The organism is Streptomyces sp. Je 1-332 (assembly GCF_040730185.1).
Taxonomy (GTDB): Bacteria; Actinomycetota; Actinomycetes; order Streptomycetales; family Streptomycetaceae; genus Streptomyces.
In genome coordinates this window covers 1,551,234-1,572,903 of sequence record NZ_CP160402.1, presented here as the reverse complement: position 1 = coordinate 1,572,903, position 21,670 = coordinate 1,551,234, and the positions used below count along the sequence as shown (strand labels likewise).

Here is a 21,670-nt window from a genome sequence, read left to right as displayed (position 1 = left end):
CTCGAAAGGCAGGTGGCGGCAGTGGCCAGGACGACGGACGGTGACGGCACGCCCGTCCCTCAGCGGCTGCTCGCCGCCGCCACGCGGCTCTTCGCCGACCGCGGCTACGACCGCACATCGGTGCAGGAGATCGTGGAGACGGCAGGCGTCACCAAGGGCGCGCTCTACCACTACTTCGGCTCCAAGGACGATCTCCTGCACGAGGTGTACGCGCGTGTCCTGCGCGTGCAGCAGGAGCGCCTGGACGCCTACGCGGACGCCGACGCCCCCGTCGAGCAGCGGGTGCGGGACGCGGCGGCCGACGTGGTCGTCACGACGATCGACAACCTCGACGACGCCTCGATCTTCTTCCGCTCCATGCACCACCTGAGCCCGGAGAAGAACAAGCAGGTGCGCTCCGAGCGCCGCCGCTACCACGAGCGGTTCCGCGCGCTGATCGAGGAGGGCCAGCAGGCCGGCGTCTTCTCCAAGGCGACCCCGGCGGACCTGGTGGTGGACTACCACTTCGGCTCGGTCCACCACCTGTCGACCTGGTACCGCCCGAACGGCCCGCTCACCCCGCAGCAGGTCGCCGACCACTTGGCGGACCTGCTGCTGAGGGCGCTGCGGCCGTAAGACGAGCGCCCCGCAGGGGCGCGGGGAACTGCGCGACCAGCCACGACGCACCCGCAGCGAAGCGCAGTCCCCCGGAAGGGCCCCCTACAGGTACTTCTTCAGCTCCCGGCGCGCCAGCGACCGCTGGTGCACCTCATCGGGCCCATCGGCCAAACGCAGAGTCCTCGCGGCTGCCCAAAGCTCCGCCAGCGGGAAGTCCTGACTCACACCCCCCGCGCCGTGCAACTGGACGGCCTGGTCGAGGATGTCGACGACCGTACGCGGGGTGGCGATCTTGATGGACTGGATCTCCGTGTGCGCGCCCTTGTTGCCCACGGTGTCCATCAGCCACGCGGTCTTCAGGACGAGCAGCCGCAACTGCTCCACCGCGACCCGGGCGTCCGCGATCCACTCCTGGACGACGCCCTGCTGGGCGAGCGGCTTACCGAAGGCCGTACGCGCCACCGCGCGCTGACACATCAGCTCGATGGCCCGCTCGGCCATGCCGATCAGGCGCATGCAGTGGTGGATACGGCCGGGGCCGAGGCGCGCCTGGGCGATGGCGAAGCCGCCGCCCTCCTCGCCGATCAGATTGCTCACGGGGACCCGGGCGTGGTCGAAGACGACCTCCGCGTGCCCGCCGTGGGAGTGGTCCTCGTAGCCGTACACCTGCATCGCGCGCCGTACCTCGACACCCGGGGTGTCGCGCGGCACGAGCACCATGGACTGCTGGCGGCGCGGGTCGGAGTTCTCGGGGTCCGTCTTGCCCATCAGGATGAAGATCCGGCAGTCCGGGTTCATCGCCCCGGAGATGTACCACTTGCGCCCGGTGATGACGTAGTCGTCGCCGTCCCGCTCGATGAGCGTGGTGATGTTCGTGGCGTCGGACGAGGCCACCTCCGGCTCGGTCATCGCGAACGCGGAGCGGATCTCACCGGCGAGCAGGGGCTCCAGCCACTGCTTCTTCTGCTCGTCGTTGCCGAACTGGGCGAGGACCTCCATGTTGCCGGTGTCCGGGGCCGCGCAGTTCAGCGCGGTGGGCGCCAAGTGCGGGGAGCGGCCGGTGATCTCGGCGAGCGGCGCGTACTGGAGGTTGGTGAGCCCGGCGCCGTGCTCGGCGTCCGGCAGGAACAGATTCCACAGCCCTTGCTTGCGGGCCTCGGCCTTCAGCTCGCCGACGATCGCCGGGGTGTCCCAGGGCGACGCGAGCTGGGCGCGCTGCTCCTCGGCGGTCTTCTCCGCCGGGTAGACGTGCTCGTCCATGAAGGTGAGGAGCCTGTCGCGCAGCTCTTCGGTGCGGGCGTCGAATGCGAAGTCCATGGCTGTCTCAGCCTTCCTGTCGTCCTTGGAGGGTGGTGAGGCCGTGCTCGATGAAGACGGGGACCAGCTCCCCGATGCGGTCGAAGCCCGCGCCGACCGTCTGGCCGAGCGTGTACCGGTAGTGGATGCCCTCCAGGATCACGGCGAGCTTGAACCACGCGAACGCCGTGTACCAGGCGACCGCGGAGACGTCGCGCCCCGAGCGCGCGGCGTACCGCTCGACCAGCTCGGCGGCCCGCGGGTGGCCGGCCGCGCCCGCGGTGGTGCTGATGGGGGAGCCCGGAAGTTCGAGCCGGGTGCTGTACATGACGAGCAGTCCGAGGTCGGTGAGCGGATCGCCGAGAGTGGACATCTCCCAGTCGAGGACCGCCTTGATCTGGTCGTCGTCGCCGATCAGGACGTTGTCGAGGCGGTAGTCGCCGTGCACGACGGTCGGCGCGGGGGAGACGGGCAGCTGTCGCCCGAGGGCTGCGTGCAGCTCGTCGATCCCCGCCAGGTCGCGGCCCCGCGAGGCGTCGAGCTGCTTGCCCCAGCGGCGCAGCTGCCGGTCGAGGAAGCCCTCGGGCCGTCCGAAGTCCCCGAGGCCGACCGCTTCGGCGTCCACGGAGTGCAGGTCGACGAGGGTGTCCACGAGGCCGCTGACCGCCGCGCGGGTGCGCTCGGCGCCCAGCGGCGCGAGCTCCTCGGCGGTGCGGTACGGCGTGCCGTCCACGAAGTCCATGACGTAGAAGGGCGCTCCGAGCACGTCGACGTCCTCGCAGAGCAGCACCGGCGCCGGCACCGGAACCTCGGTCCCTCGGTGCAGGGCGCTGATCACGCGGTGCTCGCGCTTCATGTCGTGCGCGGTCGCGAGCACGTGGCCGAGCGGTGGCCGCCGTACGACCCAGCGCGCGTGGCCGTCCGTCACGGCGTACGTGAGGTTCGACCGGCCGCCCTCGATCAGCCGGGCGGTGAGCGGTCCGCCCACGAGGCCCGGCCGCTCGCGGTCCAGATGGCCGCGCAACTGGTCGAGATCGAGGCCTGGTGGATGGTCTGAGCTCATCTTCGCTCCTGGTCGGACGGTCGTCGTCAGAGTGCCGCGCCGCTGACGCGCGGCGTCGCGCTGACGTTCATGATGCCGACCAGTCGGTATGTAGTCCAGAGCGCAGGGGGAACGTGATCAGGATCGCGGCGACGCGAAGGTGTCCGTACAAGCCGATCCCCCGTCACAGACTGCCAGTTGGCGCCCGTGCGGGGGAAGGCGGCCGAGGCCGTGGCTCTCGGTGCGGGCCCGGTGGCCTCAGTGGTCGTCCCAGTGGCCGTCGTGCGCCGCGTGCCGGTGGCCGTCGTGGACGTAGTCCACGTGGTCGCCGTGCAGCACCGAGCTGTGCCCGCAGCCCTCGCCGTGCCGGTGGTCGTGCCCCTCGTGCACCGCGTGCTCGTCGGGCTCGCACTCGTCCCAGTGGCCGGAGTGCAGGCGGTGCATGTGGCCGTCGTGGGCGTAGTCCACGTGGTCGCCGTGCGGCACCTCGGGGTGACCGCAGGCCGGGCCGTGGACGTGCTCGTGGACGGGGTGTTCGTGGTGGAGCGTGGTCATGGCGTGCGCACCTTCTGCTGGGAGGGGGTGACCCTCTCAGGCTAGTACTCAATGCCCCTTTGGTGGGGATATGGAAGCCTTGTTGATGTTTCCACCACCGGACCACCCGGACCGCCACCGCACCAGCGCCCCACAAGGGCGATCCCACGAAGGCACTCCCATGAAGCCGACCCCATGAAGGCGATCAGCTACCGCCGCTACGGCGGCCCCGAAGTCCTCGAGTACGGCGACGTGCGCGACCCCAAGGTGGGCCCCGACTCCGTCCTGGTGAAAGTCCGCGCCGCGTCGGTGAACCCCGTCGACTGGAAGTGCATGGGCGGGCACCTCGACGGCATCCTCGACCCCGTTTTCCCGGTGATCCCGGGCTGGGACGTCGCGGGTGTCGTGGTGCAGCCGGGCGCCTCCACTCCGGAGTACGTGGTGGGGGACGAGGTCATCGGCTACGTACGCGAGGACTTCCTCTCGCGCGGCACCTTCGCCGAATACGTCGCGGCGCCGGTGCGCACCCTGGCGCGCAAGCCGCGGAACCTCACCTTCGAGGAGGCCTCCGGTCTGCCGCTCGCCGGTCTCACCGCCTATCAGGTGATCGTCAAGACCCTGGAGGTGACGGAGGGCGCCGTCGTCCTCGTGCACGCGGCGGCCGGCGGTGTCGGCTCGATCGCCGTCCAGCTGGCCCGGCACGCGGGCGCCCGCGTCATCGGCACCGCGAGCGAGCACCACCACGACTTCCTGCGCGAACTGGGCGCGGAGCCGGTCACCTACGGCGACGGTCTGGCCGATCGCGTGCGCGCCCTCGCGCCGGAGGGGGTGGACGCCGCGTTCGACACGGTCGGCGGCGAGACCCTCAAGGTGTCCGCCGAAGTCCTCGCGCCCGGCGGCCGTCTGGCGTCGATCGCGGACCGCGCGGTCATCGGCCTCGGCGGCCACTACTGCTTCGTACGGCCGGACGCCGACGATCTCCGGCGCCTGACGCAGCTCGTGGAGCAGGACGTCGTCACGGTCCATGTCTCCGCGACGTTCCCGCTGGAGAAGGCGGCGGAGGCCTACCGCCTGAACGCGGAGGGCGGCACGCGGGGCAAGATCGTGGTCACCGTGGACTGGACGGCCGAGGACGGGACCGCCCGGCACTGACGGCGGCGCCTCCCGGAGGGGCGTTCCCGGTGGGCGTTCAGAACACCATGGCCGTCGCGCACGCGGCCAGCGCCATCGTGCACAGCGCGGCCGTCGCCGCGGCCCGCGCCGGGAGCCGCACCGGCCTGCTGCTCGCGGCGAGCTCGGTCATCCTGCGGTGGGCCACGACCAGAAAACCGAGCCACAGGAGCAGGCAGAAGGCGCAGGCGACGACGGCCACCGCGGTGGTGCCCTCGTGGAGGGCGGCGCGCGCCGCGAGGACCGCAGCGACGGTGCAGGACAGGGTCGTACGCCGCCACGCGAGCCGCGTGCGCTCCGGCTGCAGCCCCGGATCGCGCTCGGGGACGGCCACCTCGCCCCGGTCGGTCACCCCTCCCACCCGAAGAGCACGACGACGACCATGGCGAGCGCCACGACGGCGACGGCCAGGCTCAGGGCGGTCGGGAAGCGTGAGACGGGCAGATCCTCGCCGCGCCGCATCGCCCGCTCGCAGCGCACCCAGTGGTTGACCGCGCGCAGCGAGCTGAGCACACCCGCGGCGAGCAGGGCGAGGGCGAGCCCGATACGCCACCCCCAGCGCAGGTCAGGAAGGAACTGGTCCACCGCGAAACCACCGCCGATGAGGGCGAGCGCGGTGCGCAGCCAGGCGAGGAAGGTGCGCTCGTTGGCGAGCGAGAAGCGGTAGTCGGGGGTGTCGCCCTCGTCGCGGATCCGCTCGGGCGCGAACCACAGGCGCAGGCTCTGTACGAAGTTGCTCACTCGCCGCACCCTAACCCGCCCTAACCCGCACGGAACTCCCGCAGCCGCTCGTACGCGGCGAGCCCGTCCGGGACCCAGTCCCACTCGCCGAGCCGCTCCGTCAGCTCCTCCTCGGTGACGAAGGCATGCCAGGCGACCTCCTCGGCCTGCGGGTCCACCGGCAGGTCACAGCGGACCTCGTAGAGGTACGACCACCAGGTGTGGCCCGCGCCGTCGTCGTACAGGAACTTGAACAGGGGTGTGGGCCGGGGCAGTCCGTGGACGCCGAGTTCCTCCTCCGCCTCGCGCAGGGCGGCGTCGTCGTAGGACTCGCCCGCCCCGACGACACCGCCGACGAACATGTCGTACATCGAGGGGAAGACCAGCTTGACCGGTGTGCGCCGGTGCACGAACACACGGCCCTCGGCGTCCCGCGCCTGGATGAACACGCAGCGGTGGCGCAGGCCGCGCGCGTACACCTCACCGCGCGGGGCCTCGCCGACGACCTCGTCGTTCTCGTCGACGATGGACAGGATCTCTTCGCTGGGATCGGGCACGGTCCCGCTGTTCGTCGTCATGCCGACCATCCAACCCCACCGCGCCGCTCGGCCCGCCGGCCGCCCTCACTGCCCCATGACGTACTTCACGGTGGGGCCCGCGGTCCAGCCGCCGTCCACGGCGAGCTCGGCGCCGGTCACGTACGAGGCGGCGTCCGAGAGCAGGAAGACCATGGCGCCCGCGATCTCGTGCGGCTCACCGACCCGGCCCATCGGGGTGTTGGGGTACTTGCCCTCGCCCTTCTCGATGCCGACCTGCGCGGTCATCGGGGTGTACGTCATGCCCGGGTGGACGGAGTTGACGCGGATGCGGGCGGTGCCGAGCTCCACGGCGCCGATCTTGGTGAGGCCGCGGACGCCCCACTTGGAGGCGCCGTAACCGGCGGTGAGTGCCAGGCCCATGAGCCCGGCCGCGGAGGAGATGTTGACGATGGAGCCGCCGCCGGCCTCCTTCATGGCCGGGATGACGCTCTTCATGCCGATGAAGACGCCGGTGAGGTTGATGTCGAGGACCTTGCGGAAGTGCTCGACCGACTCCGACTCCAGGAACTGGCCCGTGGATATACCGGCGTTGTTGACCAGGCCGTGGATCCCGCCGAACTCGGTGAGCGCGATGTCCACGACGCGCTGCCAGTCCTCCTCGGACGTCACGTCGTGGTGCGCGAAGCGGGCGCGCTCGCCGAGCTCGGCGGCGGTCGCCTCGCCCTCCGCGTCGAGCACGTCGGTGAGGACGACGTTCGCACCGGCGGCGACCGCCTGGCGCGCGGCCTCGGCGCCGAGGCCGCGGGCGGCTCCGGTGATGACGACGGTCCTGCCGGTGAGGTCGTGCGCTCGGCTCATGGTTCTCTCCGTGGGACGGGGGCCCGCAGCAGGGCCGTGGTGGTCTCTACGAGGTCGGCGAGGAAGAGGCCCTCGTCGGTCAGGGGGGTGGCACCGGCCAGGTACTGGCCCGCGCGGTCGGCCATCGCGGCGCCGACGAGGGTGAGAGCGAGGTCGATGCGCTCCAGACGGACCGGCTCCGGGAGCAGCGTGGCGAGGCACTCCTCGACGCGGCTGATCAGATCCCAGTAGGTGGTGCCGTCGAGGGTCGGGTGCGGGGTGCGCGTACGGACGCCGCTCTCGTGGCTGAGCTGGGTGGAGATGCGCAGGCAGCGGCGGCCCCGCTCGGTGCGCAGCTCGGTGGCCTCGGCGGCGACGAGGGCGCCGAGCAGCCCGTGGAGCCCGTCCGGCGCCTGCTTCAGCTCGGCGGCGAGCACCTGCTCCGTACGGGACTGGCGCTCGGCCATGACGGCGTCCAGGAGGCCTGCCCTGCTGCCGAAGTGGTACTGCACGGCGGAGGGGTTGCTCTGCCCCGCGAGCCGCACGATGTCCCTGAGCTGCGCGCCGTGCACGCCTTGCGCGGCGAACACCTCCTCGCCTGCGCGGATCAGCTTGTCCCGGGTCTCGGGTCCGGAGGTCCTGGCCATGGGGGTCATAATAATGCTCGCCATTACTAAAAGCGAGATCATCCCCAACCCCGCCCCTTCCCGAAAACCCGCTCGGCGCGGGGGCCTTGTCCTCAAACGCCGGACGGGCTGGAAATTCAGCCGTCCGGCGTTATCGCGCCTCGGCCCTCGGCCCGCGGCATGGCCGGATGCAACCCCAGCAGCACGATCCCGCCCACGATGGCCGCGAGGCCCACCACCTGCCAGGTGAGGGCGACCGCGTCCATCCGCAGCTGGTCCCCCATGAACCCCACCCCGCACACGATCCCGGCCAGGGGCTGCGCCGCGGTCAGCGCGGGCAGCGACATCCGCAGTGGTGCCGTCTCGAAGGCGCTCTGCACCAGCAGCAGCCCCGTCACCCCCAGCACCACCACCGCGTACGGCTGCCACCCCGTGAGCAGCTCCGACCAGCCCCCGGCGGAGAACCGCCCCCCGCTCACCCGCGTCAGCGCGTCCTGCACGCCATACAGCAGCCCCGCCGCGACGCTGAGGAGCACCGGCCCCGCGGTGAACCGGTGCCGTGACCCCTTCGCGTACACTGTCAGGAGCATCGCGATGCCCACCATCACGCCCATGATCAGCCACTGCCGCAGCGGATCGGACTCGGAGTCCCCGCCCCGCGGTTCACCGGCCACGATGAACGCGGTGACCCCACCCGCGAGCAGCGCGAGCCCCGCCCAGCCCTGACGCCCCAGGGACTGCTTCGTCCGGTACCGGGAGAGCGCGAGGGCGAAGATCAGGTTCGTCGCCAGGAGCGGCTCCACCAGGGAGATCTCACCCTTGCCGAGCGCGAGCGCGCCGAGCACCATGCCGCACACCATGAGACCGATCCCGCCGAGCCACTCCGGCACCCGCACCAGGTCGAGCAGCAGCCGCGGTGAGAGGAAGTCGCTCAGCGGAGCGCGCTGCGCCGCGTCCTGCTGGAACACGAAGCCGAAGCCCAGGCAGCAGGCGGCCGACACGGAGAGGACGAGGACCAGGACCGACACGTCGTACCTCAGGACGGGAGACGGGCTCGAGGCGGACCGGAAAGTGGTGGTTTGGCGGTACCCGGCCGACGATAGCCCTCCTCGGGACGCTCCGCCCCACGAGTCACCCGGGCCGAATGGTTGACGCGGGTCCCTTCGCTGCCGAGGATCTGACTCACCAGTAAGCCCCTGCTTAGGAGGAACCCCCGGATGGCCTACGACGCAGACGTCATCGTGATCGGCGCGGGCCTCGCCGGCCTCGCGGCCACCGCCGAACTCGTCGACGCGGGCCGCCGGGTCATCCTCGTGGACCAGGAGCCCGAGCAGTCGCTCGGCGGTCAGGCGCACTGGTCCTTCGGAGGGCTCTTCTTCGTCGACTCCCCGGAGCAGCGCAGGCTCCGCATCAAGGACTCGCACTCCCTGGCCATGCAGGACTGGATGGGGACGGCCGCCTTCGACCGCCCCGAGGACCACTGGCCCCGCAAGTGGGCCGAGGCGTACGTCGACTTCGCCGCGGGGGAGAAGCGGTCCTGGCTGCACGGGCAGGGCGTGCGGTTCTTCCCCGTGGTCGGCTGGGCCGAGCGCGGGGGCTACGACGCGCAGGGGCACGGCAACTCCGTACCGCGTTTCCACATCACCTGGGGCACGGGTCCCGGTCTCGTCGCCCCCTTCGAGCGCCGGGTCCGTGAAGGCGTGGCCCGCGGGCTCGTCCAGCTGAAGTTCCGCCACCGGGTCTCCGGCCTCTCGCGCAGCTCGGGCAGCGTGGACACCGTCTCGGGCGAGATCCTCGAACCGTCCGACGCCGAGCGCGGCACGGCCAGCAGCCGCGAGGTCACCGGATCCTTCGAGTTCAGGGCACAGGCGGTGATCGTCACCTCCGGCGGCATCGGCGGCAACCACGACCTCGTGCGCGCCAACTGGCCCGAGCGGCTCGGCACCCCGCCGGAGCGGATGGTCTCCGGCGTGCCCGCGCACGTCGACGGACGCATGCTCGGCATCACCGAGAACGCGGGCGCGCGGCTCATCAACCGCGACCGCATGTGGCACTACACCGAGGGCATCCAGAACTGGAACCCCATCTGGGACAACCACGGCATCCGCATCCTGCCGGGCCCCTCCTCGCTCTGGCTCGACGCGCGCGGCAACCGTCTTCCCGTGCCGCTCTTCCCCGGCTTCGACACCCTCGGCACCCTCGAACACATCATGAAGTCGGGTTACGAGTACACGTGGTTCGTGCTCAACCAGCGCATCATCGGCAAGGAGTTCACGCTCAGCGGCTCCGAGCAGAACCCCGACCTCACCGGCAAGTCCGTGCGCGGCGTCATCGACCGGGCCCGCGCGGACGTGCCCGCCCCGGTGAAGGCGTTCATGGGCAACGGCGCCGACTTCGTGGTGGAGAAGGACCTCCCCTCGCTGGTGCGCGGCATGAACGCGCTGACCAAGGAGCCCCTCATCGACGAGGCCGCGCTGCACCGCACCATCGCCGCGCGCGACCGGGAGATCCGCAACCCCTTCACGAAGGACCTCCAGGTCACCGCCATCCGCGGCGCCCGCAAGTTCCTCGGCGACCGGCTCATCCGGGCGGTCACCCCGCACCGCATCCTCGACCCCGGGGCGGGCCCGCTGGTCGCCGTGCGGCTCAACATCCTCACCCGCAAGACCCTCGGCGGCCTGGAGACCGACCTCTCCTCGCGCGTCATGGCCCAGGGCGGCGAACCGCTCCCCGGCGTGTACGCGGCGGGCGAGGCCGCCGGGTTCGGCGGCGGGGGAGTGCACGGCTACCGCTCGCTGGAGGGCACCTTCCTCGGCGGCTGCCTCTTCTCGGGGCGCACGGCGGGCCGGGCTGCGGCCAAGGCGGTGGGGTGAGCCGCCAAGTCGGTGCGTCGGCGGGGGCGTTCGCCGGGACCACCCGGTGATCGTCGCCGCTTGTCCGAATCGTGTCCTTGCGGGTAACTCCGCAGGTGGGGGATGAAGTCTGCGGATTCTGAAACGAGTTGGTGAAGGGCCCCGGCGTGGGCAGACCTTGACTGGAGGGCTGCCTACCGCTTTGCTGTGCGTGATCATCCGCACGCGAGCCGCGCCGGGGAGGAAGTCCCGCGGTGTCACCACCCCCACCCCCCTTGGGCCGTTCCCGCAAGCGAGCGGCCTACGTTTTCGACTCCGCACTCGACGACACCGAACTCGCCGACGCCCGCACCGCGTTGGCCCAGGGCCGCTGGACCGAGGTCCGCGCCCTCCTCGCCGCCACCGGTGACGACTGGGACCGCAGGGGCCACCGGTTCGACGTACTCGCACAGGAGCCCACCACCACGGCCTGGGCCCGTGACTGGCGGCTCGCCGAGCCGGAGAGCACCGATGTCCGCGTGCTGCTCGCCTATGCGTCCGTGCACCTCGCGCTGCGCGGCAAGGGCCGCTCGGAGAAGGCGCGCGAGGCCTGCCGCGAAGTGGCGGCGCTGCTGCCCGCCGACCCCACGCCGTGGCTCGCGCTGCTCACCCTGGAGCGTTCGCTCGGCCGCGAGGAGGACGTGGTGCGGCTCTTCGACGAGGTCCGCCACCGGCATCCTGAGCACCATCACGCCCACCACCTGATGGTGGCCAGGCTCGCCGAGCGGCGCCCCGCCGCGGGCCAGGACCCGCTGCACGAGGTGTACGACTTCGCCGCGTGGGCGGCCGAACAGGCGCCGGACGACTCGCCGTTGGCGGTCCTGCCCGTCATCGCGCACGCCGAGCGCTACCGCGTACTCGCCGCCGCGGGCAGCGAGCCCGTCGACCCGGCGGCGTCCGGACACTGGACGGGACGCCGCGCCCGGCAGGTCATGAAGGCCGCCTTCGACTGGTGGCTGGAGTGGGAGATGCCGGTGAGCGCGACCCACCCGCGCGGCCACGTCGACCTCAACTTCCTCGCCCACGCCAAGTTCTGCGAGGGCCGGGCGGCCGAGGCCGCCGCCCTCTTCCACCGCATCGGGCGGCACGCGACCCGAGCCCCCTGGTCGTACCCCGACCGGGACCCGTACAAGGCGTTCACCGCCGCGCGCGACGCCGCGCTCGGCTCCGCCTGAGAGACCGCATCCAACCGGCCCACTCGAAAGGACAACCGCGCCATGGCGACGGGCAGTTCGAGCAGCACGAGCGACACGAGACCCGCGAGCGCGAAGGGCGCAGCCGACGGCAGCGGGATCAGCACGTACAAAGGCCAGGAGACGGCCCTGCGCTCCGGCCGGCTCGGCACGGCGGGCCTTCTCCTTTCCGTGCTCGCGGCGACCGGACCGCTCATGGTCGTCGCGGGCGTCATGCCCACCACGTACGGCGTGATGGGGGTCGTCGGGCAGCCGCTGCTCTTCCTCATCCTCGGCGTGGTCCTCGGCCTGTTCAGCTTCGGGTACGCCGAGATGAGCCGTCACGTCCACAACGCGGGCGCCTTCTACGCGTACATATCGAGGGGCCTCGGCGGCACCGCGGGCGCCGGTGCGTCGCTGGTCGCGCTCGTCGCCTACAGCGTCCTTCAGGCGGGCCTCTACGGCCTCCTCGGCTTCGAGGTGTCCGGGCTCCTGAACACCTACTTCGACGTCGAAGTCGCCTGGTGGATACCGGCACTTGTCACCGTCGCCGTCGTCGGCGTGCTCGCCTGGCTGAAGATCGACCTGAACGCGCGCGTGCTCGGCGTGCTGCTGCTCATCGAGGTGGCGCTCGTCGTCATCTTCGACATCGCGGCCATCGCGGACCCGGCCAAGGAAGGCCTGTCCATGCAGGCGTTCCACTTCGACACCCTCACGGGCGCGGGCGTCGCCACCTCGCTCTGCTTCTGCATCGCCGCCTTCACCGGCTTCGAGCAGGCCCCCGTGTACGCGGAGGAGACCAGCCGTCCCCAGGTCGTCGTCGCCCGCGTGATGTTCTTCGCCGTCGGCTTCGTCGCGGTCTTCTTCGCGATCAGCTCCTGGGCGCTCACGGTCGCGGCGGGCCCCTCCGGCATCGTCCCCGCCGCGCGGGAACAGAGCGCGGGGCTGCTCTTCGGGCTCACCGAGTCGCGGCTCGGCGGCACCTTCACCGACGTACTCCATGTCTTGTTCGTGACCGGCATGTTCGCGGCGATCCTCTCCTTCCACAACGTGGTCGCGCGCTACGCCTTCGCCATGGGCCGCGAGGGTCTGCTGCCCGCCGCGTTCGGCAGGACCAACACCTCCACCGGCGCGCCCGGCACCGGCTCCCTGCTCCAGACGGTCATCTCCGTCGTCATCGTGGTGGCCTTCGCGGTCACCGATGACGGCGCCTTCGGCGACCCGACCGCGCCGGTCCTGCACCTGTTCACCTGGGGCGGCAACATCGGCGCTCTCGGCGTCATCCTCCTGATGGCCACCGCGTCCGTCGCGGTCATCGTCTTCTTCGTACGACGCGGCGCCGCGCGCGCCCAGGCCTGGCGCATCACCGCGTCCGCGCTCGCCGCGGCCGGCCTGCTCGTCATCGCGGGCTACACCGTCAAGGACTTCGACGTCCTGGTAGGCGCCGGCCCCGGCTCGGCGCTCAGCTGGGTACTGCCCGGCATCATCCTGCTCGCCGCCGTGATCGGCGTGATCTACGGCGCGGTCCTGCGCCGGGCCAGGCCGGACGCGCACGCGCGGATCGGCCTGGGCAACGAGGCGTTCCAGCTGGAGAAGGCGGCCGAGGAGCCGGCCGGCCAGGCATCAGGGCGCGCATGACGAGAACGCCGGGCGGGCTGGAGAATCCAGCCCGCCCGGCGTTCTCGGTGTCGGGTACGGCGCTACAACACGAGTGACAGCAGCAGGACAAGACCGCCCGCCACCACGGAGATGATCGTCTCCATGACGGACCAGGTCTTGATCGTCTGCCCGACGTCAAGCCCGAAGTACTCCTTGACCAGCCAGAAGCCCGCGTCGTTCACGTGCGAGAAGAAGAGCGAACCCGCACCGATGGCCAGCACCAGAAGCGCCGTGTGCGCGGTGGACATGTCCGCGGCCAGCGGAGCGACGAGCCCCGCCGCCGAGATGGTGGCCACCGTCGCGGAGCCCGTGGCGAGGCGTATCACCACGGCGATCAGCCAGGCGAGCAGCAGCGCCGGGATCGACCAGTCCTTGGAGATGTCGAGGACCATCTCACCGACACCCGACGCGATGAGGGTCTGCTTGAAGCCGCCGCCCGCGCCCACGATCATCAGCACACCGGCGATCGGCGCGAGCGACTTCTCGACCGTCGTCGAGAGACGGTCCTTCGTGAAGCCTGCCGCCCGGCCCAGCGTGAACATGCCCACGAGGACCGCGGCGAGCAGCGCGATCAGCGGTGAGCCGATGACGTCGAAGACGCGCTGCACCGTGTGCTCGGGGTTGTCGACGATGATGTCGACCAGCGCCTTGGCCAGCATCATCACGACGGGCAGCAGCACCGTCGCGACCGTCACGCCGAACCCGGGACGCTTCTCCAGGTCCTCCGAAGGACGCTGCGGCATCATCTTCTCGGGAGCCTCGACGTCCACCCACTTCGCCGCGTACTTCGAGAAGACGGGACCGGCGATGATCACCGTGGGGATGGCGACGAGCACGCCGAGGGCGAGGGTGACGCCCAGGTTCGCGTCCACCGCGTCGATCGCGACCAGCGGACCGGGGTGCGGCGGGATGAGGCCGTGCATCACGGAGAGACCGGCCAGGGCCGGGATGCCGATCCGCATCAGCGAGTAGTTGCCGCGCTTGGCGACCATCAGGACGACCGGGATCAGCAGCACGATGCCGACCTCGAAGAAGAGCGGAAGCCCGATCACCGAGGCGATCAGCACCATCGCCCACGGCATCGAGCGCCCGCCCGCCTTGGCGAGGATCGTGTCGACGATCTGGTCCGCGCCGCCCGAGTCGGCCAGCAGCTTGCCGAGGATCGCGCCGAGCGCGATCAGCACACCCACGCCCGCGACCGTCGAACCGAGACCCTCGGTGAAACTGACGATCGCCTTGTCGAGCGGTGCGCCGGCGAAGGCGCCGAGGGCGAGCGAACCGATGGTCAGGGCCAGGAACGCGTGCAGCTTGAACTTCGTGATGAGCAGGACGATGACGGCGATGCCCGCGAGGACGGCGATACCCAGCTGGGCATGGCCAGCGGAGGTGATCGGCTCGGCGGCGTCCGCTGCCAGCATCTCAACGCTGAGACTGGTCACGGTGGCTTCCTTGTACGTCAGGGGTGGGGGGTGCGGGGGACAGGGGAACTACTGGTCGAGCCGGCCGAGCGCCGCGAAGGCCCGCTCGCTGATCTCTTCCGGACTGCCGGTGACGTCGACCGCGACGCCCGCCTCGTCCGCGCCGAGCGGCTGCAGCGTGGCGAACTGCGAGTCGAGCAGGGCCGTCGGCATGAAGTGGCCCTGCCGGTGGGACATCCGGTCCTCGATGAGGGCCCGGTCACCGGTGAGGTGGACGAAGACGACGCCGGGGGCCGCGGCCCGCAGCCGGTCGCGATAGGCGCGCTTGAGCGCCGAGCTGCTGACCACACCGCCGAGCCCGGCCCTGCCGTGGGCCCAGGCGCCGATGGCGTCGAGCCACGGCCAGCGGTCGTCGTCGGTCAGCGGGGTCCCGGCCGACATCTTGGCGATGTTCGCCGGGGGGTGGAAGTCGTCGCCCTCGGCGTAGGGGACGCCGAGCTGTGCTGCGAGCAGGGGGCCGATCGTTGTCTTGCCGGTTCCTGCCACGCCCATGACCACGACGACGTGGGGGGTGCTCATCGCTGTCCTGCCTCGCTGTCTTCTTCGACATCGGTCCGAAACGAGCCGTCGGTCCGGTACGAGCCGTCGGTCCGGAACGAGCCACGGGACGGGGGAGACCCGTGGCTCGTTCACGTCACTGAAACCCATTAGGTCCGACAAATTCAAGAGGGTGTGACACAAAAGTCTGACTTTTTGTTCCCGAGGGTCCCCACATACCCTGACGACATGACCGATCAGGCCCGTGGGCTGCACGCTCGCGTACTGGAAAGCCTCGGGCCCGCCATCACCGGCGGCGAGTACCCGCCGGGCAGCGTGTTGCGCACGGACGAGCTGGCCCAGCGCTTCGAGGTGTCCCGCTCCGTCGTGCGCGAGGCGGTGCGGGTCCTGGAGTCCATGCACCTGGTCGAGTCCCGCCGCCGCGTCGGCGTGACCGTGCGGCCCACCGAGGAGTGGAACGTCTACGACCCCCAGGTCATCCGGTGGCGTCTGGCCGGCGCCGACCGGCCGCGCCAGCTGCGCTCCCTCACGGTCCTGCGCTCGGCGATCGAACCGGCGGCCGCCGGGCTCGCCGCCCAGCACGCCACCCCCGAGCAGTGTGCGGCCCTCACCGAGTGCGCCCTCGGCATGGTCGCCACCTCGCGGGGCCAGCAGCTGGAGGGCTACCTCTTCCACGACATCAACTTCCACCGCATCGTCCTGAACGCGTCCGGCAACGAGATGTTCGCCCGCCTCGGTGACGTCGTCGCCGAGGTCCTCGCGGGCCGCACCCACCACCAGGTCATGTTCGAGGACCCGGACCCGGCGGCCGTCACCCTGCACGTCAGGCTCGCGGAGGCGGTGCGCGAGGGCGACGCGGCGCGGGCGGAGGAGCTGACACGGGAGATCGCCGTGGGTGCGCTGCACGAGCTGGACATCCTCGCCCCGTAGCTGATCGCCCCCTCCCGCCGGGGGACAATGGTCCGCATGTCACGACGTGCCCCCGCCGCCAAGTCCTGCCCCTGCGGCCTCCCCGAGCCGTACGAGAAGTGCTGCGGGCGGCTGCACCGGGGTGAGGCCGCGGCCGGCGTGCCCGAGGAGCTGATGCGCTCCCGCTACTGCGCCTTCGTCGTCAAGGACGAGGCGTACCTCCTGCGCACCTGGCACCCGCGCACCCGGCCGCCCCGCGTGGAGTTCGACCCGGGGCTTCGCTGGACCGGCCTGGAGATCCTGGACACGGCGGACGGCACCGCGTTCCACACCACCGGGACCGTCGAGTTCCGGGCCCGCTACACCGACGGGGGCCGCAAGGAGGCCCTCCACGAGCGGAGCCGGTTCGAGCGGCTCGACGGGGCCTGGGTGTACGTCGACGGGGCCTTCATCGACTAGCGAGCCTCGCCGCCTCCGTGGAGGCCCCAGGGGGACTCACGGACGATCACCCGCACCACATCACACCATCACCGCGGCCCGCCGACGGGCCCAAATACCGCTGCCGGCCTGCCTGTTCGAGGCCGCGACACAGGGCCGAGCCCACCCGTCCCGTACGCCTGCGTGCGAGGCTCGCCGAGGGCCCCGGGTGAAACCCCCGACGGTGTCGGGCTGTTCGATCGGCGGTTCGGGCCGATGTAGCGTCTGAAGACCTTGTCGGCGGTGAAGAGCGGAGCGGGCCCATGGACAGCGCAGGCGATCGGATCGACACCTCGACCGCGCATTCGGCGCGGGTGTACGACTACATCCTGGGAGGCAAGGACCACTACCTTGTCGACGCGGAGGCAGGCGACGCCATGTGTGAGCACTGGCCCGCGCTGCCCGTGCACATGCTGGAGAACAGGCGGTTCATGCACCGTGCCGGGCGCTACCTCGCCCAGGAGCAGGGCGTACGCCAGTTCCTCGACATCGGTACCGGCCTGCCCACGGCCCCCAACCTGCACGAGGTGGTGCAGGAGGTGGCGCCCGAGTCCCGTGTCGTCTACGTCGACAACGACCCCATCGTCCTGGCGCACGCCCGCGCGCTCCTGCAGGGCTCGTCCGAGGGAGCGACCGCCTACGTCGACGCCGACATGCACGACCCGGAAGCCATCCTGGGCAGTCCCGAATTCCGTGCGCTGATCGACGTGAACGAGCCCGTGGGCCTGATGATCATCGGGATCCTCCACTTCATCCTGCCGCCGGACGACCGGCGTCTGGTTCAGCGGCTGCTCGAACCGCTGCCGTCGGGCAGCTTCCTGGCCATGACCATCGGCACCGCCGACTTCGCACCCGAGGAGGTCGGCCGGGTCGCCGAGGAGTACGCCCAGCAGGGCATGCCCATGGCGCTGCGGGACCTGCCGACAGCCACCTCCCTCTTCGACGGGATGGACCTGGTCGGCCCCGGAGTCACCCAGGTCCACAAGTGGCGGCCGGGACCCGAGCAGGACGGCATCGACGACCGTGCCATCGCCATGTACGGGGCCGTGGCACGTAAGCCCTGACCCGCCGCGTTGCCCGGGGGCGCCCCCCGGGCAACGCAAAGCGCCGGCCGGGATCTCTCCCGACCAGCGCATTTGTACTGCATCGTTGGTGTCCGAGGGGGGACTTGAACCCCCACGCCCGATAAAGGGCACTAGCACCTCAAGCTAGCGCGTCTGCCATTCCGCCACCCGGACCGGTGGTCTGTCGCGGTTTCCCGCGGCGACGTGGAAAACCATAGCAAACATTCGAGGGCCTCTGATCACACAGGTCAGGAGCGTGAACGTCGCACGACGGCGGGTGCCCGGCCTTGGGGGTCGGAGGGGGGACGCGGGAGGATGAGGAGGACCACCAGCAGCGATAGCGGGAGGAACCATCGTGAGCGAGTCGAGCAGGGCCGACAGGGCGGGCGACGCGGACCGGTCGCGGGCCGTCACCGGTGAGGACGAGGTCGTCGATCTCTGCCGCGATCTGATCCGCATCGACACGAGCAACTACGGCGATCACTCGGGCCCGGGGGAGCGCAAGGCCGCCGAGTACGTCGCGGAGAAGCTCGCCGAGGTGGGGCTCGAACCGCGGATCTTCGAGTCGCACCCCGGCCGCGCCTCCACGGTGGCCCGCATCGAGGGCGAGGACCGCTCCCGGCCCGCTCTGCTCATCCACGGCCACACCGACGTCGTACCGGCCAACGCGCAGGACTGGACGCACCACCCCTTCTCCGGGGAGATCGCGGACGGCTGCGTATGGGGCCGTGGCGCCGTCGACATGAAGGACATGGACGCGATGACCCTCGCGGTCGTGCGCGAGCGCATGCGCACCGGCCGCAAGCCCCCGCGCGACATCGTGCTGTCCTTCATGGCCGACGAGGAGGCCGGCGGCACGTACGGCGCGCGCTATCTCGTCGACAACCACCCGGAGCTCTTCGAGGGCGTCACGGAGGCCATCAGCGAGGTCGGCGGCTTCTCCTTCCAGGTCAACGAGGACCTGCGGCTCTACCTCATCGAGACGGCCCAGAAGGGCATGCACTGGATGAAGCTGACCGTGGACGGTACCGCGGGCCACGGTTCGATGATCCACAAGGACAACGCCATCACCGAACTGTCCGAGGCCGTGGGCCGGTTGGGGCGGCACAAGTTCCCGGTGCGGGTGACGAAGACGCTGCGGCACTTCCTGGACGAGCTCGGCGACGCGCTCGGCACCGAACTCGACCCCGAGAACATGGACGAGACGCTCGCCAAGCTCGGCGGCATCGCCAAGCTCATCGGCGCATCGCTGCAGAACACCGCCAACCCGACCCAGCTGGGCGCGGGCTACAAGGTCAACGTCATCCCGGGCCAGGCGACGGCGCACGTCGACGGGCGCTTCCTGCCCGGATACGAGGAGGAGTTCCTCGCCGACCTGGACCGGCTGCTCGGCCCGCACGTCAAGCGCACGGACGTGCACGCGGACAAGGCCCTGGAGACCACCTTCGACGGCGCGCTCGTCGACGCCATGCAGACGGCGCTCCGGGCCGAGGACCCGATCGCCCGCGCCGTGCCGTACATGCTCTCCGCGGGCACCGACGCCAAGTCCTTCGACGACCTCGGCATCCGCGGCTTCGGCTTCGCGCCGCTGAAGCTGCCGCCGGAGCTGGACTTCGCGGGCATGTTCCACGGCGTGGACGAGCGGGTGCCGGTGGACGGCCTGAAGTTCGGTGTGCGCGTGCTCGACCGTTTCATCGACGCGTCCTGAACGCCGGTCCGTGCGCCCCCGCGTGACGGAAATGCGTGCTGAAACGAAACTCCAATAATCGTCAGCGCGTGCGTACTTGACTGAAAAGAGTGAAAGGGACCATACGCTCGTAGCCCCGTCACCTCCTCCTCGTTACAGGTGGTGCGGTCCGCGGCTGGGATCGCATTGCCAACAAGGAGGAATAATGATCAAGAAGATCGTCGCTGCTGCGGCTGCAACTGGTGGTCTCGTGCTCGCGGGTGCGGGCATCGCCGCTGCCGACGCCGGTGCTCAGGGTGCCGCCGTGAAGTCCCCCGGTGTGCTCTCGGGCAACGTGGTCCAGGTGCCGGTGCACGTGCCGGTGAACGCCTGTGGCAACACGGTCTCCGTGATCGGGCTGCTGAACCCCGCCTTCGGCAACACCTGCGTCAACAAGTGACGTTGCAGTGCCTCACCCCATGAGGGTCTGAGTCCTGGGCCCCGGAGTGCACGCCATGCACTCCGGGGCCTTCGGGCATTTCCGTGTGCGCGCCCCGAGGCGCGCACGCATTCCTGAAGTCACAAGGCAGGGAAAACCTATGCGACAGGTCACTCGTAAAGGCCTGATCACGGTTGCGGCCGCGACGGGCGTGCTCGCCATCAGCGGTGGATACGCGCAAGCCGACTCGGGCGCCCGCGGGGGTGCATCGGATTCTCCGGGCGTGCTGTCCGGCAACTCGGTCCAGCTCCCGGTCGACGTGCCGGTGAACGTCTGCGGCAACAGCGTCAACGTCGTCGGGGTGCTCAACCCCGCGATGGGCAACAACTGCGCCAACACCTCCGACGACGGCGAGAGCGGCCCCGGCAAGCCCTCGGGCGGCGGTTCGTCGGCGGACGGGCACACCAGTGACTCGCCCGGTGTCGGCTCGGGCAACAACGTACAGCTGCCGGTCGATGTGCCGGTCAACGTCTGCGGCAACAGCGTCACCATCGGCGGTCTCGGCAACGCGACCGGCGGCAACGACTGCGTCAACGACTCGGGCGATGCAACCCCTCCGGGCAGCGAGAAGCCGCCCACGAAGCCCGAGCGGCCGCCGGGCGGCCAGGAGGAGAAGCCGGAGACGCCGGGGAACCCCGGACAGCCGGAGACTCCGGGTGTGAAGCCGGTGGACGACCGGGCCATGCCGAACCAGCCGGAGGCGCAGACCGTCGCGCAGCCCAAGGGCTCGGAGACGCTCGCGGCGACGGGCGGCGAGCTGCCGGTCGGTGTCGTGCTTCCGGTGGGCGCGGGCATGCTGCTCGCGGGCACGGTGCTGTACCGCAGGTCGCGGTCGGCCGCCTGATCGGGGGGCGTGCAGCCACCTCATCGGGTACGGAGAACGGAGGGTGCCCCGCCTGGTCGGGGCACCCTCCGTGCTCGTTCGGTCACTTCACCAGGTGGCCCGCAGCTGGCGGATGATCCGCCGCTTCAGCCGCACTCTGCGGCTGCCGTCCGAGTGCAGGCTCAGGCGGTCCAACTCCCAGTGTCCGTACTCCGCGTGGTCCGTCAGCAGGCGCGTCGCTTCCTTGCGGGTCACCCCGCGCGGCACATACACGTCGACAAATTCGTATTCCGGCATCGCATCTATTGTGCAAGTACCGGGCCAGTACGGATAGCGTCTGCACTATGTCTGATGCTGCGCAGCCCACCGCTGCCGAGGTACGCGCCGCCGCCGAGGCGGTCAAGACCGCGCTCGACCGTCACCTTGCCGCGGTCGAACGCAGGACGGGCGAGGACGACCCGGCCGTCTACGAAGCGTTCAACGAGCTTGCCGCCGCGGCCGAGGAGTACGACGAGCTCCTCTACGACCGCTACGACGAGGTCACCCCCTTCGAGATCCCCGCCTCGGACAGCGGTGTGCTGCCCCCGTACCAGGGCCCGGAGGAGGCGAACGCCCTCAGCGTGCTGATCCGCAGGGACTACGCCGTGGCGGAGCCGCAGCGGCTCCGCGCGCAGGCCCAGCGGATCGCGGACCTCGACTCGGGCACGGCGGGCGAGAGCCCCGCGGCAGCGGCGGCCGGCAGCAGCGTGCACACCGCGCTCGGCGTTCTCTTCGGGGAGTTCGAACCGGACGAAATCGCCTCCCGGCACAAGGAGTTCGGTCTGGAGGAGGGTGACTCCACGCTCTGGGTCACCGCGGCGGACGAGCCCGCCGAGCCCGGGGAGTGGCTGGACGCCCCCTTCGACCACGCGGACCCGTACCACGTCGTGTGCCGGTTCGACGTCAGCGCGGTCTTCGACGACGACCCGGACGACGACGGGATCGACTCCGGAGTCCGCGTCCGCGTCGACCGGGACGCCGTGGCGGTCCTTGAGGAACTCCATGACGCCGACGACGCCGACGAGGTGGACGAGGTGGACGTGATCGACATCGAGGACGACCGGAGCCCTCTGGACGCGGATCGCTGATCCCCGCAGCGCTTTTCCGGGTGCCGCCGGTCAGGGCGGTCACCCG

At 70.8% G+C, this 21,670-nt stretch carries 24 protein-coding genes and 1 tRNA gene; 12 read left to right on the top strand and 13 right to left on the bottom strand.

Translation table 11 applies throughout. The features are described from left to right. The first annotated feature begins 21 nt into the window (after positions 1 to 21). On the top strand, positions 22 to 615 hold the full coding sequence (locus ABXJ52_RS07380; RefSeq protein WP_367040297.1) for a TetR/AcrR family transcriptional regulator: 594 nt from the start codon (positions 22 to 24) through the stop codon (positions 613 to 615). Positions 616 to 699: 84 nt separating this feature from the next. Here the strand turns inward: ABXJ52_RS07380 and ABXJ52_RS07375 are convergent, their stop codons facing one another. From ABXJ52_RS07375 to ABXJ52_RS07365, 3 genes are all read right to left on the bottom strand, one after another. Further along, positions 700 to 1,914 carry an acyl-CoA dehydrogenase family protein gene (locus ABXJ52_RS07375; protein WP_367040295.1) on the bottom strand — a complete coding sequence of 405 codons (1,215 nt, stop codon included), beginning with the start codon at positions 1,912 to 1,914 and terminating at the stop codon, positions 700 to 702. 7 nt (positions 1,915 to 1,921) lie between these two features. Continuing rightward, positions 1,922 to 2,956 carry a phosphotransferase family protein gene (locus ABXJ52_RS07370; RefSeq protein WP_367040293.1) on the bottom strand — a complete coding sequence of 345 codons (1,035 nt, stop codon included), beginning with the start codon at positions 2,954 to 2,956 and terminating at the stop codon, positions 1,922 to 1,924. 237 nt (positions 2,957 to 3,193) lie between these two features. After that, the gene (locus ABXJ52_RS07365) at positions 3,194 to 3,490 is read right to left on the bottom strand and encodes a hypothetical protein (RefSeq protein ID WP_367040291.1); all 297 of its coding nucleotides are present in this window, start codon (positions 3,488 to 3,490) and stop codon (positions 3,194 to 3,196) included. 174 nt (positions 3,491 to 3,664) lie between these two features. On the opposite strand from ABXJ52_RS07365, the gene ABXJ52_RS07360 reads away from it, so the two are divergent. Then, complete coding sequence (locus ABXJ52_RS07360) at positions 3,665 to 4,621, top strand: NADP-dependent oxidoreductase (protein ID WP_367040290.1); 957 nt, start codon at positions 3,665 to 3,667, stop codon at positions 4,619 to 4,621. Positions 4,622 to 4,658: 37 nt separating this feature from the next. Here ABXJ52_RS07360 and ABXJ52_RS07355 read toward each other — a convergent pair whose 3' ends face one another. The 6 genes from ABXJ52_RS07355 to ABXJ52_RS07330 form a co-directional block, all read right to left on the bottom strand. Next, positions 4,659 to 5,000, bottom strand: coding sequence for a DUF202 domain-containing protein (locus ABXJ52_RS07355; RefSeq protein ID WP_367040288.1), 342 nt, complete (start codon positions 4,998 to 5,000; stop codon positions 4,659 to 4,661). Continuing rightward, positions 4,988 to 5,380: a DUF202 domain-containing protein gene (locus ABXJ52_RS07350; RefSeq protein WP_367040287.1), complete on the bottom strand. Its 393-nt coding sequence runs from the start codon at positions 5,378 to 5,380 to the stop codon at positions 4,988 to 4,990. Before ABXJ52_RS07350 ends, ABXJ52_RS07355 begins: the two co-directional genes overlap by 13 nt. Positions 5,381 to 5,400: 20 nt before the next feature. Then, positions 5,401 to 5,937 (bottom strand): NUDIX domain-containing protein, encoded by a 537-nt coding sequence (locus ABXJ52_RS07345; protein WP_367040285.1) that lies wholly within the window; start codon positions 5,935 to 5,937, stop codon positions 5,401 to 5,403. A 45-nt stretch (positions 5,938 to 5,982) separates the two neighbouring features. Beyond that, complete coding sequence (locus ABXJ52_RS07340; protein WP_367040283.1) at positions 5,983 to 6,756, bottom strand: glucose 1-dehydrogenase; 774 nt, start codon at positions 6,754 to 6,756, stop codon at positions 5,983 to 5,985. Next, complete coding sequence (locus ABXJ52_RS07335; RefSeq protein WP_367040281.1) at positions 6,753 to 7,382, bottom strand: helix-turn-helix domain-containing protein; 630 nt, start codon at positions 7,380 to 7,382, stop codon at positions 6,753 to 6,755. Before ABXJ52_RS07335 ends, ABXJ52_RS07340 begins: the two co-directional genes overlap by 4 nt. Before the next feature lie 116 nt (positions 7,383 to 7,498). Further along, positions 7,499 to 8,389, bottom strand: a complete 891-nt coding sequence (locus ABXJ52_RS07330) for a DMT family transporter (RefSeq protein WP_367040279.1) — start codon at positions 8,387 to 8,389, stop codon at positions 7,499 to 7,501. A gap of 189 nt (positions 8,390 to 8,578) precedes the next feature. Between ABXJ52_RS07330 and ABXJ52_RS07325 the strand changes: the two genes are divergently transcribed. The 3 genes from ABXJ52_RS07325 (at position 8,579) to ABXJ52_RS07315 (ending at position 13,062) form a co-directional block, all read left to right on the top strand. Further along, on the top strand, positions 8,579 to 10,234 hold the full coding sequence (locus ABXJ52_RS07325) for an FAD-binding dehydrogenase (RefSeq protein WP_367040278.1): 1,656 nt from the start codon (positions 8,579 to 8,581) through the stop codon (positions 10,232 to 10,234). A 233-nt stretch (positions 10,235 to 10,467) separates the two neighbouring features. Next, positions 10,468 to 11,427: a hypothetical protein gene (locus tag ABXJ52_RS07320; protein WP_367040277.1), complete on the top strand. Its 960-nt coding sequence runs from the start codon at positions 10,468 to 10,470 to the stop codon at positions 11,425 to 11,427. A 42-nt stretch (positions 11,428 to 11,469) separates the two neighbouring features. Further along, positions 11,470 to 13,062, top strand: a complete 1,593-nt coding sequence (locus ABXJ52_RS07315; protein ID WP_367040275.1) for an APC family permease — start codon at positions 11,470 to 11,472, stop codon at positions 13,060 to 13,062. A gap of 62 nt (positions 13,063 to 13,124) precedes the next feature. Here the strand turns inward: ABXJ52_RS07315 and ABXJ52_RS07310 are convergent, their stop codons facing one another. Further along, on the bottom strand, positions 13,125 to 14,522 hold the full coding sequence (locus ABXJ52_RS07310) for a gluconate:H+ symporter (protein ID WP_367040274.1): 1,398 nt from the start codon (positions 14,520 to 14,522) through the stop codon (positions 13,125 to 13,127). A 48-nt stretch (positions 14,523 to 14,570) separates the two neighbouring features. Further along, the gene (locus ABXJ52_RS07305; RefSeq protein ID WP_367040273.1) at positions 14,571 to 15,080 is read right to left on the bottom strand and encodes a gluconokinase; all 510 of its coding nucleotides are present in this window, start codon (positions 15,078 to 15,080) and stop codon (positions 14,571 to 14,573) included. Positions 15,081 to 15,287: 207 nt separating this feature from the next. On the opposite strand from ABXJ52_RS07305, the gene ABXJ52_RS07300 reads away from it, so the two are divergent. The 3 genes from ABXJ52_RS07300 (at position 15,288) to ABXJ52_RS07290 (ending at position 17,509) form a co-directional block, all read left to right on the top strand. Then, positions 15,288 to 15,989 (top strand): FCD domain-containing protein, encoded by a 702-nt coding sequence (locus ABXJ52_RS07300; protein WP_367040271.1) that lies wholly within the window; start codon positions 15,288 to 15,290, stop codon positions 15,987 to 15,989. 36 nt (positions 15,990 to 16,025) lie between these two features. Further along, on the top strand, positions 16,026 to 16,427 hold the full coding sequence (locus ABXJ52_RS07295) for a YchJ family protein (RefSeq protein ID WP_367040270.1): 402 nt from the start codon (positions 16,026 to 16,028) through the stop codon (positions 16,425 to 16,427). A 281-nt stretch (positions 16,428 to 16,708) separates the two neighbouring features. After that, positions 16,709 to 17,509, top strand: coding sequence for an SAM-dependent methyltransferase (locus ABXJ52_RS07290; protein ID WP_367040268.1), 801 nt, complete (start codon positions 16,709 to 16,711; stop codon positions 17,507 to 17,509). Positions 17,510 to 17,595: 86 nt separating this feature from the next. Here ABXJ52_RS07290 and ABXJ52_RS07285 read toward each other — a convergent pair. Then, a tRNA-Leu gene (locus tag ABXJ52_RS07285) sits at positions 17,596 to 17,683 on the bottom strand. A 181-nt stretch (positions 17,684 to 17,864) separates the two neighbouring features. On the opposite strand from ABXJ52_RS07285, the gene ABXJ52_RS07280 reads away from it, so the two are divergent. From ABXJ52_RS07280 to ABXJ52_RS07270, 3 genes are all read left to right on the top strand, one after another. Continuing rightward, positions 17,865 to 19,217, top strand: a complete 1,353-nt coding sequence (locus tag ABXJ52_RS07280) for a M20/M25/M40 family metallo-hydrolase (RefSeq protein ID WP_367040266.1) — start codon at positions 17,865 to 17,867, stop codon at positions 19,215 to 19,217. A gap of 184 nt (positions 19,218 to 19,401) precedes the next feature. Then, positions 19,402 to 19,635: a chaplin ChpH gene (gene chpH / locus ABXJ52_RS07275; protein WP_367040265.1), complete on the top strand. Its 234-nt coding sequence runs from the start codon at positions 19,402 to 19,404 to the stop codon at positions 19,633 to 19,635. 139 nt (positions 19,636 to 19,774) lie between these two features. Continuing rightward, on the top strand, positions 19,775 to 20,518 hold the full coding sequence (locus tag ABXJ52_RS07270) for a chaplin family protein (RefSeq protein ID WP_367040263.1): 744 nt from the start codon (positions 19,775 to 19,777) through the stop codon (positions 20,516 to 20,518). 87 nt (positions 20,519 to 20,605) lie between these two features. Here ABXJ52_RS07270 and ABXJ52_RS07265 read toward each other — a convergent pair whose 3' ends face one another. After that, positions 20,606 to 20,794, bottom strand: coding sequence for a DUF5703 family protein (locus tag ABXJ52_RS07265; protein ID WP_055544534.1), 189 nt, complete (start codon positions 20,792 to 20,794; stop codon positions 20,606 to 20,608). A gap of 47 nt (positions 20,795 to 20,841) precedes the next feature. Between ABXJ52_RS07265 and ABXJ52_RS07260 the strand changes: the two genes are divergently transcribed. After that, on the top strand, positions 20,842 to 21,624 hold the full coding sequence (locus ABXJ52_RS07260; RefSeq protein ID WP_367040262.1) for a hypothetical protein: 783 nt from the start codon (positions 20,842 to 20,844) through the stop codon (positions 21,622 to 21,624). Positions 21,625 to 21,670: the final 46 nt, after the last annotated feature.